The 16130-nt window shown below is 49.1% G+C and carries 14 protein-coding genes and 1 pseudogene; 10 read left to right on the top strand and 5 right to left on the bottom strand.

Annotated features, from left to right (window positions below; genetic code table 11):
* The first annotated feature begins 192 nt into the window (after positions 1 to 192).
* Complete coding sequence (locus ABLU96_RS23790; RefSeq protein WP_097423263.1) at positions 193 to 441, top strand: hypothetical protein; 249 nt, start codon at positions 193 to 195, stop codon at positions 439 to 441.
* Positions 438 to 1094, top strand: coding sequence for a hypothetical protein (locus tag ABLU96_RS23795; RefSeq protein ID WP_157919247.1), 657 nt, complete (start codon positions 438 to 440; stop codon positions 1092 to 1094). Before ABLU96_RS23790 ends, ABLU96_RS23795 begins: the two co-directional genes overlap by 4 nt.
* Before the next feature lie 72 nt (positions 1095 to 1166).
* On the opposite strand, the gene ABLU96_RS23800 is transcribed toward ABLU96_RS23795, so the two are convergent.
* The 3 genes from ABLU96_RS23800 to ABLU96_RS23810 all read right to left on the bottom strand — a co-directional run bounded on the left by ABLU96_RS23800 (position 1167) and on the right by ABLU96_RS23810 (position 4481).
* Positions 1167 to 2315 (bottom strand): hypothetical protein, encoded by a 1149-nt coding sequence (locus tag ABLU96_RS23800; RefSeq protein ID WP_213192148.1) that lies wholly within the window; start codon positions 2313 to 2315, stop codon positions 1167 to 1169.
* A gap of 2 nt (positions 2316 to 2317) precedes the next feature.
* Positions 2318 to 2935, bottom strand: coding sequence for a hypothetical protein (locus tag ABLU96_RS23805; RefSeq protein ID WP_097423261.1), 618 nt, complete (start codon positions 2933 to 2935; stop codon positions 2318 to 2320).
* Between the two features lie 859 nt (positions 2936 to 3794).
* Positions 3795 to 4481: a hypothetical protein gene (locus tag ABLU96_RS23810; protein ID WP_213192160.1), complete on the bottom strand. Its 687-nt coding sequence runs from the start codon at positions 4479 to 4481 to the stop codon at positions 3795 to 3797.
* Positions 4482 to 5239: 758 nt separating this feature from the next.
* On the opposite strand from ABLU96_RS23810, the gene ABLU96_RS23815 reads away from it, so the two are divergent.
* On the top strand, positions 5240 to 6631 hold the full coding sequence (locus ABLU96_RS23815; protein ID WP_348862860.1) for a hypothetical protein: 1392 nt from the start codon (positions 5240 to 5242) through the stop codon (positions 6629 to 6631).
* A gap of 105 nt (positions 6632 to 6736) precedes the next feature.
* Here the strand turns inward: ABLU96_RS23815 and ABLU96_RS23820 are convergent, their stop codons facing one another.
* Complete coding sequence (locus tag ABLU96_RS23820; RefSeq protein WP_074154678.1) at positions 6737 to 6991, bottom strand: YkgJ family cysteine cluster protein; 255 nt, start codon at positions 6989 to 6991, stop codon at positions 6737 to 6739.
* Positions 6992 to 7099: 108 nt separating this feature from the next.
* Positions 7100 to 7183 (bottom strand): annotated as a pseudogene (locus tag ABLU96_RS23825) (YkgJ family cysteine cluster protein); the annotation flags it as partial.
* A gap of 148 nt (positions 7184 to 7331) precedes the next feature.
* Here ABLU96_RS23825 and yeiP point away from each other — a divergent pair.
* The 7 genes from yeiP to ABLU96_RS23860 all read left to right on the top strand — a co-directional run bounded on the left by yeiP (position 7332) and on the right by ABLU96_RS23860 (position 16122).
* Complete coding sequence (gene yeiP / locus ABLU96_RS23830) at positions 7332 to 7904, top strand: elongation factor P-like protein YeiP (RefSeq protein ID WP_004122911.1); 573 nt, start codon at positions 7332 to 7334, stop codon at positions 7902 to 7904.
* 282 nt (positions 7905 to 8186) lie between these two features.
* On the top strand, positions 8187 to 9653 hold the full coding sequence (locus ABLU96_RS23835) for a fructuronate reductase (RefSeq protein WP_064404475.1): 1467 nt from the start codon (positions 8187 to 8189) through the stop codon (positions 9651 to 9653).
* A gap of 118 nt (positions 9654 to 9771) precedes the next feature.
* Complete coding sequence (locus ABLU96_RS23840) at positions 9772 to 10749, top strand: GTP-binding protein (RefSeq protein WP_064404472.1); 978 nt, start codon at positions 9772 to 9774, stop codon at positions 10747 to 10749.
* 35 nt (positions 10750 to 10784) lie between these two features.
* Positions 10785 to 11498: a phosphatase PAP2 family protein gene (locus ABLU96_RS23845; protein ID WP_025106743.1), complete on the top strand. Its 714-nt coding sequence runs from the start codon at positions 10785 to 10787 to the stop codon at positions 11496 to 11498.
* 426 nt (positions 11499 to 11924) lie between these two features.
* Entirely contained in the window at positions 11925 to 12494 is a 570-nt protein-coding gene (mepS, locus tag ABLU96_RS23850) for a bifunctional murein DD-endopeptidase/murein LD-carboxypeptidase (RefSeq protein WP_004122922.1), read from the top strand.
* A gap of 189 nt (positions 12495 to 12683) precedes the next feature.
* A complete protein-coding gene (locus ABLU96_RS23855; RefSeq protein WP_064404469.1) occupies positions 12684 to 14246 on the top strand; it encodes a cyclic di-GMP phosphodiesterase in 1563 nt (520 codons plus the stop codon).
* Positions 14247 to 14316: 70 nt separating this feature from the next.
* Positions 14317 to 16122 (top strand): extracellular solute-binding protein, encoded by a 1806-nt coding sequence (locus tag ABLU96_RS23860; protein WP_025106741.1) that lies wholly within the window; start codon positions 14317 to 14319, stop codon positions 16120 to 16122.
* Positions 16123 to 16130: the final 8 nt, after the last annotated feature.

Raw genomic sequence — 16130 nt, forward strand, 5'->3', positions numbered from 1 at the left:
CAACTTCTGACTAGGCTGGCAACACAAAGGTCTGCCGATTTTGTAGGAATAGGGATTATTGCTTATCGAACTATTGAGAGCTTACCTGTAGTTCCTTTAGGGACACGCCTTAGTGCAGACCCAGAATTACCCATTTCGGGTACAGATCACGTCTTAAAGGCTCTTACTATATTGGCAACTCGCGGAAACATTATGCATGATGGTTTTCACCTCATTGAGGCAAAAAGTGGAGATCTCACTCATGTTGCGCAATTTGTATCTCCTCCTCTAGATGTTGCGCTAGCCAACCCATTTGCAGTTTGGCCGCAAGGCGCCCGTCAAATGACCGCTCAACTCATATCTACCTTACCGCAAGTGGAAGCTGCTGCTGTCATATCCGCGGAAGGATATATACACATTTATAACAATGGTTTTGAAAACAAAATTGGTGAACTCCAATGAATAACCTTAGCCTGACTACTGCCGAATTTGAACGCCTACTAAAAGTATTTGGCTGGCTACTAGGGATATTGGGTTTGCTAATTTTTCTGATCCAGTGGCATTTCTTCCAACAACCAATACCTTCCGCCGCATGGAAGGCATTCTGCTCATCTCTTGGGTTTTGTGTTTTATTCTTCGGTATATTCACAAAAGTGGCCTGGCGCTGTCGGCATCTTGCCAAGTGGATGAATCGACCACTCGTCCATGGAGTTTGGGTGGGAGAGTTAAGGTCTGATTACGGTGCTGTTGATGGAAACCCATTGGTCGTTCCTATCTTCTTCGTAATACGGCAGACATACCTAACTCTATCTATTCAATCTTTTACAGAGCGGCAGGAAGGAGAATCCCGTCTTGAAGCTCTTTTAAGAAGTTCAAAAACAGACGTTACAAGACTTTGCTATGTATTTGAATTAAGGAAAATTTTTTCAGGAGCACATTCAATAACAAGCGGTGCAGGTGAATTAAAGTTGGCCGGAGATCAATTATCTTTGAATGGTACATATTGGACAAACACACCAACACATGGAGAGATAACTTTGAGGCTCATCACTCGAGACTGTGAAGGTATATCATCGTACCAAGATGCCAAAAAACGCGATATAACCTTGCTGTAAGATCGAATATTGTCATTTTAAGGTTTTCTCTAATTGAAGGAAGGAGGCTAACTGCCTCCTTCTTACTTCTAGCTACAGCACTCGATGGCTTTTAAGCAATTCACTTTCGTTGACTGTCAATCGGCGTCCAAAATCGCCAGAGAGTTCGTTCATCACTTCAGCAACCAGATTATTAATCACGTCAGTCAGTTTGAACAACTCATTTAATGAAGCATCATCTTCGAATATTTTTCTAGTTCCGTTAGGAACATCCATTTTTTTTGCTTCATCAGGATGCGCACAAAGATAGTTTAACCATCGATGAGTTTCCACCAAAACTGCTAGTTCATAATATGCACTATGACGGAGATTGTTTTCATCGGCGTGATACATAATTGATGTTATATCATAACTGTTAAGGCCAATTTCTGTACCTTCATCTTTACAGTCAGCCTTTACTGTCTTTAATAAACGTATACTTTTACGCAAACCGCCATTAGAACGGTTACATTTACTCTCAATTCGCTTGATATGTACAAACGGGGAGTTATAGATTCGTTCACGTTTCTCTCTGTGAAGAATCATTACCCCGCGATCACTCTCTTCCTGAGTCACCTGATAGTCACTGCTATCCCACCAGATTGCAGGTACCACATCTACTTCCCGTTGTAATGACCCACCAGTAATTCTTAAGGATTTATTATTCTCATCATCAACATCGGCTTCCGGAAATGCCTTTTTGAGTTCATCGCGAGCCATATTGCGTAATATGAGTATCACATCATCTTCATTCTTCGTTGTTGGTGTATATAGATGCTGTCTAACCCCACCACGATCATACATTAGCATTTGCTTATCAATAACAAGCAAATCAACATCACTGAAACCTTTAATGTGGATATCTAAAGCAACAGAGCCTTGCAGACGAAAATCAAGCTGGTGTTCACTCAGTCTTTTTTCAAGCTGGTTTTCAATACGTTTCGCTGTCTTAACTGATACCTCAGTATATTGGGATTCAACAGGTTGCATAGCGCCTATGACGTAACGTGTCGCATTATCCCCCTTACCACGACGTTCCCATTCTTCTTGGGAGGAAAGTACACTCTTTAAAACGTCATAACTCTCAAGACCATCCATTGCCATACCGCGGTAAGACTCCATTGCAACCTTAACTTGTTCCGGAGAGCCCTTGCGGCGTTTTTTCATCCGCTGAATGCGGTCACTGAAAGTTGAACTAGACATTATCAAATCCTCTCAATTGTCATGGTGCCATAGGTAGCGCGGCCTTGAGCGTTAAAATAATGGCCTTCAGCCGTTAATAAATCTTCATTAAACCAGAACTCCGCGAATCCTATATGCGCATGAAGATTCTCTTCGCCCATTTTCGGTTGGTTTTTGTAGTGATATAGCAACTGATAACCAATGCTTTCATCATAAATTATCGATGCAGTAACACTATCAGATTGCGACTGAGCAGTTTTGAGAACGATTCGGACCTTATCCCATGACTGTACGATCGTTAGAACACCTTCCCAGGCCTGCCCCCCCTCCGTCTTCGTCAGGCCATGAACTTGCCACTTACCTGATAGATCAGGAACACGCAGAGCTCTCCCGATTAGCGGTACTCTCCATAGTGATTTGTCCAGTAATTTATAGAGAACCAAGTAAATTGTCCCAGCCCCACCAAGAGATAGTAGGGATGGAGGAATATGGCTGTCGAAGTTGAAATGCTTAAGCATCTCAGCCGCCTTCAACATTGCAAAGATCATAAAAGCAGACAAAATCGAAGAAACAATAGCAAGCAGCCTGCCAACCTGACTACGATTTAGGCCACATATAACAATATACTCATGACTCTTCATTCAACTCTATCCATCAGCTACCACCTACTAGTGAGGGTTAAACGTGAAAAGACTAAACCAGCAGAACCATAAAAACTGGCAAAACAATCAAAGTACAAATTACAAAAACAGCCTCACATAAACTACATATGGTGCCATTGGAAAGAACACCCCACAATATACTGTATTTTTCACCTGTAATGTTATCGTTTTTTGGATTCAAAAAAGCATAAAAGCGGCATTAAGTGCAATGTCAACTTCGTACTCATAGTAACGAAGATTGAAATGCTCCAACGATATGACTGTTTCCGCTTTTTCTGCTTATGGAAGAGATAGCGGAAGCTATTTGGATCTACTCTCTATTGATAAAAAAATAGCGTTGTATCTACCCGGTGAACTCACGGTTCGGTGCCAAAGCTATGTATGTTGAAATCTGAGCTAATGCATTTTACTCTTTTCTAATCAATATCATAAATCCTCACTGAACCGGGAGGCTTCTTTTGCACATACTTCGTGCATTGTATCGATCAGGAAAATCTCTTGGGCTTTAAAATCTAGCTGAGTAAATTGTATCAGAGGTTAGCAGAAACCACATCTCAAATACACCACAAGAAGCCCTGAGAGCGATTCTCAGCGATTTTTATCACACAACCAAACTCTACTGCTGAATACACAAAGTCGCTCTACGAGCTTCCTACGCGATATTTACGAATGATGCGTTTTGTAACCCAGCTTCGATGTTGAGTAGTTTCGTGTTCCCTTCCCTGTCTGAACCTTACTTCTCTCTGTTGCCGGATAGGATATCAGTCGCGCCATGTTGGTGGAATTAATCTCCCCTCCTTCCGCCTTATCAGTTGTTAAGTACGAACCTCATTACCGTTTAGGAATCAAAATTCGGAGAATACTTCACAGGAGATATTGCCCCTTTCTTTCTAAGGTCATCAGGGAGTTTTTTACCGAGATAAAGCTGTGTAACTTCAGCGGATGCCACACGTCCACGGAAGCCAAAGCGTGCATTTTGAGTAGCTTCAAACTCATCATCTTCATCCCATTGGCGCATTTCAGGAAAGTTATCACGGGTAGATTTTAACCACTCATCAGCTACATATACCCCCCTGACAATTCCTTTTACGGTAGCTAGGATAACTTCAGCTTTACTTGCACGTTCGAGACTTACACGCCAACTGAAGCGTACTGCATCATAAAGATCAACGTCCTTTGAACTTCTGTTAACAGATATCATCAAAGCCTTATGCTTAAACTCTATTGTCTCAGGCTGGTAGGTTGCGATTAATTCTTTGATATGTGCAGCGCCATACTCGTTACTGCCCGCACCATTCATGATGTTGGTCAAACCTGGGTAAGCATCGATTAGAGCAGCCTCCACCTCGTAAGCAGTCTTTTCATCGGCAATACCATGCCGATGGATAACATGGATGACCTCCAGACCAGCTAATCTAATCTCACGAAGTTGCTTGAGTTTGTTACTGAGAAGCTCATCATCATCAGCGGCAGCCACTTCACCGCGCATGTGAGCAAAAACGCGATTACCTTTCCCCTTACCCACATAAAAAGTACTTCCATCTCGTGGATCAATCAGGCGATATACATACCAACCAAGATGTTCGATTACTCCCGGTGGGAACTCATTAATATCCATATCAAAACACCTATCACTTGATTAATGGGATATAAGTTATACTCTCAGCTGTCGATTGACAATTTGTAAGCCATACAAAAATTCACACACTCCACTGTGTCACGTTCAGATATCTCTTCAAAATCATGTGTGTGGTTAACATGTTTTCGATAGGATTTCAAATCTAAGTCAATAATAAATCTTGACTTTCAGATTTGACAATGGTTCTTAGCGCTCATATCCTATATGCCAACAACGTAATTTTCACGGGGCGCAGCAACCTCTCCAGACTGGACCGTGATGCCAGGAAGTGATGACCTGGTCCAAGGGAGCAAACCTATTGCTTCTTGTAGTACACGATGTACTACTGTTTGTCCGCAACTCCCTTCTATTGATCCCTTTCCAGATCGGTTTTCTTGACCTTAACGGTAAACCCTTTGCCCTTATTCCGTCTTGAAATCATCGAATGAATGATCTTTACAACAAGATTTTATTCTGATCACTGATCTGAAGGATTTGTTACGTCTTTTCGTTTTTTTTCTTCCCGAAAAGGGGGAAGGAGAAAGAAGACAAGGACATCAATCAATCAATAATATGTTGCATAAATACTACTAACAAATTACCGCAAACCCGTGTGCAGCAAGGCCTCCAGCCCACTTCACGGTTTTGTAAAACGAGAATATGATATGAACCTTAAACCACGCAACTTTGATGAAGTCATTGAAAATGTATTAGTTGATAAAGGTGTTTGCACCTCTGATATATTGAATAAATATTCAAAAAAAGAGAAATCTTATTACTTTAATCAGTTTCTGATCGGAGCCACCAACAGGAGAAAGCATCCCAAAGATGAGTACGCTTTCTTACTTTATTCCTCTGAGAGACGAAAACATATACCGAGAGCTTCGAGATTTGATGACATGATAAAAGATATTCCTTTAATCAAAAAAAGTTGTAATTACTGGGCAGATAATTGGCCTAACGGCTATAGAGTAACTAGTGCTGGATATAACATTTTTTCGGCATGTTGCAAGGCAGTTCCTAGTAAATGCGGTCTCTATAACGAAGGAAAACCATACAACCCACCTCGGAATGGCATCCGCTCCCAATTAAAAAATAGCAATAAATGTAGTATAGAAGTCAAGGTCCCTAAAGAAATTCTTCTTAATGAGTTATCTCTCAGGCGATACCTGAAGAGCCTCCAACAGAGTGACAACCATAGAAATATGATTAGTCAAATTGAATACCTGTTAACGCTTGCGAAAGCGAGTAAAAGTGGTTTATTACCGATAACATACGTGCAAAGTAATGGGGGACGTTTATATGCAGAAGGCTCTGTAAATCTTCAAAATTGTAAGAGAGAGATTCGTAAAGCTTCATTGGCTGGCATGTTTGATGTGGATATCGAGAATTGTCACTACAACTTACTGGAACAGATGTGCGCTCGGATCGGTATAAAAACGCCGCGTATTAGCCATTATGTCCGTAACAAAAAACAGGTCCGTAAAGAAGTAGCCACTACGTTACAATGCACAGAAGAACAAGCGAAGGTAGTTTTGATTGCCCTTATTTATGGCACCAATCTAGGGCCTCGTGGGGTACTAAAAAAGCTGGACATTGATACCAGTGACGAGGCTCTCAAAGATACCTGGATTAGCAAACTAGATGAGGAAGTCACCAATGTGAGACGTTATGTGATTGAGGATTATACAGCGCGGACTAGAGGCTGTTACAAAATCAAAAACGACGCTGGGATGATTGTTAAGACCATAACAGAAAACGGAGAATCGGTTAAGAAATCAAAATTATTAGCTCATCTTCTCCACGGTGCAGAATCACTGATACTTCAGCACATGATTAGCTTTCTTGGTGATAATGTTGTCTTGCTTCAGCATGATGGTGTCACATGCCCCAATCCTGTAGATACAGATGAACTCAGTGACTATATCGCAGAGAAAACAGGCTATCGTGTTCAATTTGATATTGAGCAACTGAAACTAGACCTCAATGTCGATGCCACTGATAGATTTCAACAACAAGACCTGGAAGACATTTTTGAAGATGAAATGGCTGCGTGATAGCTATCCTATAAGAGAATAGGGGTTCCCCCCTATACTGTTGATATAAAAACCAAATATACATCACCAAAGGTTATGTGCTAGCAAGCGATGTTCTACAAATACTTATGGTGTTGTACTGGATTCCAGGTGAAGCAGATAAGTCATAGCGGCATCACGATCCGTTGAACACATATCTAGCGAAGGTTGAAGATTCCCGCACACTTTTGGTCGTAGTTCCGAACCGAAAATGTTACATAAGTTGTCATTAGATAATTGAACACACCTTACATTTGCGGGTTTCCCCTCAGGCATGCCAGGAATTGGGCTTGATATAGAAGGTGCAATACAACAAGCCCCACAATCAATACGACACTGCATTAGACATGCCTCACGCTACCTTATACTTCCCATGACATTAACAGAAGACCTCACGATCAGATAGTCTGACCTTACTTGCCAGTTGCATACTATGAATAATTGACAATTAGGCTTGCCTTGCGGCATGCCCGGGATAGGGCTGGAGATAGAAGGAGCGATACAGCAAGCTCCGCATTCAGGGCGGCATTCCATAATCGACTCTTCCGATAACGCTTTTAGCAGCCCAGCCTAAACGTTTTACCTGAAGATAGCAAAACAGACGAATTCCACTTGCCTGAAAGGCCCGGCGCGAGTAGTTTTACGCGATATTTTCGACCCTTTAAGTGACAGGATTACTGCAATGCCAAGAGCGAATGAAATTAAAAAAGGTATGGTGCTGAATTACAACGGCAAACTGCTGATTGTTAAAAATATTGATATTCAGTCACCCAGCGCCCGCGGCGCAGCGACGCTGTACAAAATGCGTTTCTCCGATGTACGCACCGGCCTGAAAGTGGAAGAACGCTTCAAAGGCGACGACATCGTCGATACCGTCACCCTGACCCGCCGCTTCGTTGACTTCTCCTATATCGATGGCAACGAATACGTCTTTATGGATAAAGAAGATTACACCCCGTATATCTTCACCAAAGAGCAGATCGAAGAAGAGCTGCTGTTTATGCCGGAAGGCGGCATGCCGGATATGCAGGTTCTGACCTGGGACGGCCAGCTGCTGGCGCTGGAACTGCCGCAGACCGTGGATCTCGAAATCGTTGAGACGGCGCCGGGTATCAAAGGCGCATCCGCAAGCGCGCGTAACAAACCGGCGACGCTGAGCACCGGCCTTGTTGTTCAGGTGCCTGAATACCTGAGCGCGGGAGAGCGTATCCGCATCCATATCGAAGAGAGCCGCTACATGGGCCGCGCGGACTAAACTCCGCGTTTGCAATATCCAGGAGGGCAGCCAGCGGCTGTCCTTTTTATTAGCCCCTTATCCGCAATCTCCCCTCCGCCAAAAGCTGTTATACCAAAAATAGCGAAGTTACCGCTAATCTCACCGGCTCTCTGCGCATACTTTGCGGCCTGACCGTTTACCGCGACAGAATTGCATGATCAAGCTCACATTAAGCGGATAAATAAGGCTCACCAATTTAATTTGTTGTCATATATCTTTACACTGACCATGTTAATTATTGGTTAATCAGGTGTGTTAAGAATGACAACCATTGCGACAGCCACGCTGCCGGAAGGCGTACAGCTTCCTCGATACGATCGCAGTCAGCTGCGTTCGCGTATTGTGCATTTCGGTTTTGGCGCGTTTCATCGCGCGCACCAGGCCCTTCTCACCGATCGGGTGCTCAACGCCAGCGGCGGAGACTGGGGGATTTGTGAGATTAGCCTGTTCAGCGGCGATCGGCTGATGAGCCAGCTTCGCCAGCAGGACCACCTGTTTACCGTGCTGGAAAAAGGCGCCGAGGGCAATCAGCCGATTATTGTCGGCGCCGTTCATGAGTGTCTGAATGCGAAACTGGATTCGCTGGCCGCCATTATTGAGAAATTTTGCGAACCGCAGGTCGCCATTGTCTCTCTGACCATCACCGAGAAGGGCTACTGCATCGATCCGGCCAGCGGCCAGCTGGATATGACGCAGCCGCGCATTATTCACGATCTGCAAAATCCGACGCTGCCGCAATCGGTTCCCGGCATTCTGGTGGAAGCGCTGGCGCGCCGGCGACAGCGGGGGCTACCGCCGTTTACCGTCCTCTCCTGCGATAATATTCCCGATAATGGACATGTGGTAAAAAACGCCGTGCTGGGAATGGCCGAAAAACGGGACCCCGAGCTGGCGCAGTGGATCGCCGAACACGTCAGCTTTCCCGGTACCATGGTTGACCGCATCGTGCCCGCCGCCACCGATGAGTCGCTGGCAGAAATTAGCGCGACGCTAGGCGTGGAAGACCCCTGCGCAATCAGCTGCGAACCCTTTATCCAGTGGGTCATTGAAGATAACTTTGTTGCCGGTCGCCCGGACTGGGAAACCGCGGGCGTCCAGATGACCGATGACGTTTTACCGTGGGAACAAATGAAGCTACGGATGCTCAACGGTAGCCACTCGTTTCTCGCCTGGCTTGGCTATCTGGCTGGCCATGCGCACATTAGCGACTGCATGCAGGATCCGATTTTCCGCAGCGCCGCCTACCACCTGATGCTTGACGAACAGGCGCCGACCTTATCCATTCAGGACGTTGACCTGACCGCGTACGCTGACAGCCTGATCGAGCGCTTCAGCAACCCGGCGCTGAAGCATCGCACCTGGCAAATCGCCATGGACGGTAGCCAGAAGCTGCCGCAACGTATGCTTGAGGGTATTCGCGTCCATCTCGCTCGGGGCAGCCGCTGGCCGCTGCTGGCGCTCGGCGTGGCCGGCTGGATGCGCTACGTCAGCGGTATTGACGATGCCGGAAATGCGATTGATATTCGCGATCCGCTGGCCGATAAGATGCAGAAACGGGTTTCTGCCAGCGATGAACACCAGCGCGTGGCGGCCCTGCTTACGCTTGAAGAGATCTTCGGCCGCGACCTGCCGCAGAACCCGCAGTTTGTCGCTCATATCACCGCCGCATGGCATCAGCTCGCCGCTTTTGGCGCGCGTCAGGCGATTGCCGGCACGCTGAACGCTTAACAATTTCTGCCTTTTAGCGGACAGATCCCCCTTCTGTCCGCGGTAAGACTTCTCTTTTCCCCTTTTTTTCGTCAGGATAGCGTAACTGTTACAACATTACATTTATCCTGGAGAAAAAGTGACCAAAACCAATTTGATCACGGGGTTTCTCGGCAGCGGCAAGACGACGTCGATTCTGCATCTGCTGGCCCATAAGCCCGCGGATGAAAAATGGGCCGTGCTGGTCAACGAGTTTGGTGAAGTGGGCATTGACGGCGCGCTGCTGGCGGAAAGCGGCGCGCTGCTCAAAGAGATCCCCGGCGGCTGCATGTGCTGCGTGAACGGTCTGCCGATGCAGGTCGGGCTCAACACCCTGCTGCGCCAGGGCAAACCCGATCGCCTGCTGATAGAACCCACCGGGCTTGGCCATCCTAAACAGATCCTCGATATGCTGACCGCCGCAATATACGAGCCGTGGATCGACCTGCGCGCCACCTTATGCGTGCTGGATCCGCGCCAGCTGCTGGACGAAAAAATAGTGACCAATGACAACTTTCGCGACCAGCTGGCCGCCGCTGACGTCATTATCAGTAATAAAGCCGACCGCGCAACGGAGGAAAGCCAACGCGCATTCGCCGCCTGGTGGCAGACCTATGCCGGCGATCGGCGGTTCGTCAGCGCCACGCGGGGGAATATCGACCCGGCACTGCTTGATTTGCCGCGCCGCAATCTTGCGCCGCTTCCCGCCAGCCCCGAACACGCGCACGGCCACGGGCGGAAACAGGGCCTTGCGGCACTGAGCCTCCCTGCCCATCAGCGCTGGCGTCGCAGCCTCAATAGCGGCCAGGGCTATCACGCCTGCGGCTGGATTTTTGACGCCGAAACCGTTTTCGCCACCGTGGCCCTGCTCGAATGGGCGCGTCTGGCGCCGGTCGGGCGCGTGAAAGGCGTGATGCGCATCGCGGAAGGAGTGGTACGCATCAACCGCCAGCAGCGCGATCTGCATATTGAGACGCAGAACGTTTCTCCCCCCGATAGCCGTATCGAGCTGATTGCCGATACCGAGACGGACTGGAACGCACTGCAGGCCTCCTTGTTGAGGATTCGTTTAAGTTAAGACGGCTATGGTTGCCGTCGTTTACCCAACACACGATAGTTATGATTAAAAATCGAATTCCCCTAATCCTGCTGCTGAACGCGGCGGGTGTTGCGCTTTTTTGTTCATGGTACCTTCCCGTTAACCATGGTTTCTGGAATCCGCTGGACTCGGCGATCTTCTATTTCTTTAACCACCTGGTTGGCGTGAGCACCGCTTACACCTGGCTGCTGGCGATTATCAACAACCGCGCATTTGATGCCTGCTCGCTACTGGCGATGGGCAGCCTGATGCTAAGCTTCTGGTTTAAAGAGCAGAGCGCCGGACGCCGCCGGGTGATTATCATCGGCCTGGCGATGCTGCTGGCCGCCGTCATCATCAATCAGCTTGCCCAGCACCTGATGCCGGTTAAGCGCGCCAGCCCTTCGCTCTCTTTTACCGATATCACCAAAGTGAGCGATGTGATCTCCTTCCCCACTAAAGATGCGTCTAAAGATAGCTTTCCAGGCGATCACGGTATGATGCTGCTGATTTTTGCATCATTTATGTGGCGCTATTTCGGTCGCCGGGCGTTTGCCATCGCGCTGGTCATATTCGTAGTGTTCGCTTTTCCACGCGTAATGATTGGCGCTCACTGGTTTACCGATATTGCCGTCGGCTCATTAACGGCGGTACTCATTGGCGCCCCCTGGGTATTGATGACCCCGCTGAGTGATAATGTCATTGCGTTATTTGAGCGTTATCTTCCGGGTAGAAAAACTAAAAATTAAATCTATCTTTACAATTAATTAATATCATTCATAAGGGATCGTTCTGGGTCCCTTTTTTTGTCCGCGCGTTTTTTCTCATCCGGCATCATCTTCCCGTCATAGTAATCATGTTAGAAATGAGTAAATTGCGTATTTTTTACCCATTGCTGTCGCTATTTTGCCCTTTGCCGATGATTCACTTTTTGTCGCAAAAATACTTATAAGAAAATGCGTAAAACCGCTCGCCATCCCCCGGTTGATCGGGTAACCTCAATCTCGTTTTGCCTCGTCAGCGACATCAATTCAGAGAATGAATAAATTTGTGCGTCAGTCCACAGTTTTATGCTTACGGAATTGTCTCATTGCGACCAGGTAATTAGGCTCTAACACGTTTGGCATTTTTTATAACGACATTGTCGTTAAGGACAACAAGGGATAACACACAGCATGGTCAAATCTCAGCCGATTTTGAGATATATCTTGCGGGTCGCCCCCGCGATTGCAGTTGCGGTTCTGCTTTCCGCGTGTAGTTCAAATAGTACCGCCAGGAATATGCATTCTGAGACGCTTGCTGTGGGTAGTGGCGATTTATCATCACTGCAAGCCTCTCAGGATGAATTTGAAACGATGGTCCGCAACCTGGACGTTAAGTCCCGCTTGATGGATCAATATGCCAGCTGGAAGGGCGTGCGTTACCGCCTCGGCGGCAGCACCCGTAAAGGCATCGATTGTTCCGCCTTTGTGCAACGGACTTTCCGTGAACAGTTTGGCCTGGAACTGCCGCGCTCGACTTCAGAGCAGCAGGATTCCGGAAAATCGATCAGCCGCGCGCAGCTGCGCACCGGTGATTTAGTTCTGTTCCGTGCAGGTTCCACGGGCCGCCATGTAGGGATCTACATCGGCAACAATCAGTTTGTTCATGCTTCCACCAGCAGCGGTGTGACGATTTCAAGCATGGATGAGCCGTACTGGAAAAAGCGCTATAACGAAGCGCGACGCGTTCTGAGCCGTTCGTAATCGTCTTCTGCCGTTGGTTAATCCCTTGGCCAACGAAAGAAATAAAAAAACACTGCCGAGGCGGTGTTTTTTTTTGCTCGCCAGCCAGGAAACTTCGTAAAATAAGCGATGTCTTTAAGCAGGGATAGAAAAAGCGATTTCTATCAGCCCCCTGGCGCAAATCAACAATACGGACTGACTATATAGCCTATGCCTACCCGTCATCTCGCTCCCCGGCGAAAAATCTGGCTGACCAGCATATGTGTTGGAATAGCCGTCGCCCTGCTGGCCGGTAGCATCCAGTTTATGGTGATTTATCACAACCGTGCGGAGCGTTTCGACGCCATTATTCACAACGTTCATACGTATCTGCAGGACTACTTTCACGATTTGAATCAGACGATTCAGGGCATGCAGCCGCTGGTCGATCAACCCTGTGAAAACGTTGCCTCAGGCTTAACCGCCCATGCGGCATTCAGCCCGAACGTCCGCGCCATCCTGCTGGTCAAAAATGGCCTTGCGTTTTGCTCCTCCGCCACAGGCGCTATGAACACGCCCTTAACCCAGCTCATTCCGCAGCTTAATCTTACTCAAGCGGTCGATATGGCGATTCTGCCCGGGACGCCAATGATGCCGAAAAGCGCCGCGCTGGCGCTGTGGGTCCGCAGCCCACACGGCGGGAAAGACGGTATTTTTGTCTCGATTAATGCCAACCTGACGCCCTATATTCTCTACTCAGCCCGACAGAATGATTTCAGCGGCCTGGCGCTGGCCATTAAGGACACCGCCATTTCCACCTTCAGCAACCAACTTATCGACCCGCAGACGCTGCTCTCGCCGCCCATTCGCCAGACGCAAATCGACGGCCTGCCGCTGAAGGTTTATCTCTACGCGAACAGCTGGCTGGCGGAGAATACGCAGTTTGCTCTGCTGCTGGGCGTCGTGTGCGGGCTGCTGGCCGGGCTTTTAAGCTACTACATCCTGACGATTAAATCGGACCCGCGCAAAGAGCTGCTGCTGGCGATCAAAAACGATCAGTTCTATGTGGTTTATCAACCGGTGGTGAGGTCAGAGACGCTGCGCATCAGCGGCGTTGAGGTGCTCATGCGCTGGCGACATCCCGTGGCCGGCGAGATCCCTCCCGATGTGTTTATCAACCTTGCTGAAACCCAGCAGATCATTATTCCGCTCACCCGCCATCTGTTAAAACTGATTGCGCAGGATGCGCCTGTTCTGCAAACGATCCTGCCCGCAGGGAGCAAGCTGGGGATAAATATCTCCCCCCTTCATCTGCACGCAGGCAGCTTTCAGCAGGACCTTCAGCACTTCGCCGCCGCCATGCCGGCCGGCCATTTTAGCGTGGTGCTGGAGATCACCGAGCGCGCGATGATCGATAAGAATCGCTCCTTAGGGAACTTCGACTGGCTGCACGAACAGGGCTTTGAAATTGCGATTGATGATTTTGGTACCGGCCATAGCGCGCTAATCTATCTGGAGCGCTATAACTTTGATTACCTGAAGATAGACCGCGGCTTCGTGCAGGCTATCGGCACTGAGACCGTCACCTCACCGGTGCTTGATGCCGTTATCACCCTGAGCCGCCGCCTGAAGCTCACCACGGTCGCTGAAGGGGTGGAAACGCAGGAACAAGCGGAATGGCTGCGCGACCACGGGGTAAACTATTTACAGGGCTACTGGTTAAGCCGGCCGCTGACGCTGGACGCGCTGATCGCCGCCCATGATGAACCGGCGAAATATTTCACAAGCCGCTAAGGGTCCTTTATTATTTGCTATCAAAGGTCAGGCCGCTTCAGGTCTGACATTGGAGGGCGACATCCTGGTTATTTTTGCACGCATCAGCCTGATCCTGCTGACCTTATTTAGCCTGCAGAGCCAGGCGCAAACGATTAAAGAGAGCGACAGGTTCGCTATTATCGGCGAACCGAAATACGCCGCGGGCTTTGACCATTACGATTATGCCAACCCCGCCGCGCCTAAAGGCGGGGCGATTACCCTCGCGGCCATCGGTACTTTTGATAATTTCAATCGCTACGCCATGCGCGGCAACCCCGGTATCCGTACCGAAAGCTTATACGACACGCTATTCACCACCTCTGATGATGAGCCCGGCAGCTACTATCCGCTGATCGCCGAGCATACGCGCTATGCCGATGATTTTTCATGGATGGAGATCGCGCTCAATCCCCGCGCCCGCTATCACGATGGCAGCCCCGTCACCGCCAGCGATGTCGCGTTTACCTTCCAGAAGTTTATGACCGAAGGGGTGCCGCAGTTTCGCCTCTATTATAAAGGCACCACCGTAAAAGCCATCGCTCCGCTCACCGTACGCATTGATTTAGCCAAACCGGGCAAAGAGAACATGCTTAGCCTGATGACGCTACCGGTGATGCCGGAAAAATTCTGGAAAAACCATAAACTCAGCGACCCGCTATCCGCCCCACCGCTGGCCAGCGGCCCGTATCGCATCACCGCCTGGCGCATGGGCCAGTACATTACCTACTCGCGGGTTAAGGACTACTGGGCCGCCGACTTACCGGTCAACCGCGGGCGCTGGAATTTCGATACGCTGCGCTACGACTATTACCTGGACGACAACGTCGCTTTCGAAGCCTTTAAGGCCGGCGCCGTCGACCGTCGCGAAGAGAACGTTGCCAAGAACTGGGCTACCCGCTACGTCGGGCGCAATTTTACCCACGGCTATATCGTTAAAGATGAATACACCAACACCTCGGCGCAGAATACGCAGTGGCTGGCCTTTAACATTCAGCGCCCGGTATTTTCCGACCGCCGGGTACGCGAAGCCATTACCCTCGCCTTTGATTTTGAATGGATGAATAAGGCGCTGTTTTATCACTCCTACAGCCGCGCCAACAGCTTCTTTCAGAATACCGAATACGCGGCGCGCGATTATCCGGATGCCGACGAGCTGGCGCTGTTAACGCCGCTGAAAAAAGAGATCCCGGCCGAAGTTTTCACGCAGATATACCGCCCCCCGGTTTCCAGCGGCGATGGTTTCGAACGCGCAAACTTGCTGAAGGCGGATGCCATCCTTAACCAGGCGGGATGGATAGTGAAAAACCAGCGGCGGGTTAATGCGAAGAGCGGCAAACCGTTACGCTTTGAGCTGCTGCTTCCTTCCGGCAGCAGCGATCGCTGGGTCCTGCCCTTCCAGCACAACCTCCAGCGGCTCGGCATCGTCATGGATATTCGCCAGGTCGACAACTCCCAGTATAGTAACCGCAAGCGCAGCCGGGATTACGACATGATGCCCAACGTCTGGCGCGCCACGCCCTGGCCCGGCACCGACCTGCAAGTCTCCTGGGACTCCGAATATATTAACTCCAGCTATAACGCCTCAGGGGTACAAAGCCCGGCCGTCGACCGGCTCATCGCGCAGATTATTCGCTGGCAGGGTAATAAAGAAAAGCTGCTGCCGCTGGGCCGGGCTCTCGACCGCGTGCTGACCTGGAACTATTACATGCTGCCGATGTGGTATATGGCGCAGGACCGAACCGCATACTGGGACAAATTCTCCTTCCCGCAGACCCGCGCGGTCTACTCCTCCGGTTTCGAAAACTGGTGGTACGACGCAAGCAAAGCGGCCAGACTCCCCGCGGACAGACGCTAAGGAATTAA

It is taken from the genome of Klebsiella sp. CN_Kp106, from assembly GCF_040064575.1.
GTDB classification, from domain to species: domain Bacteria; phylum Pseudomonadota; class Gammaproteobacteria; order Enterobacterales; family Enterobacteriaceae; genus Klebsiella; species Klebsiella michiganensis.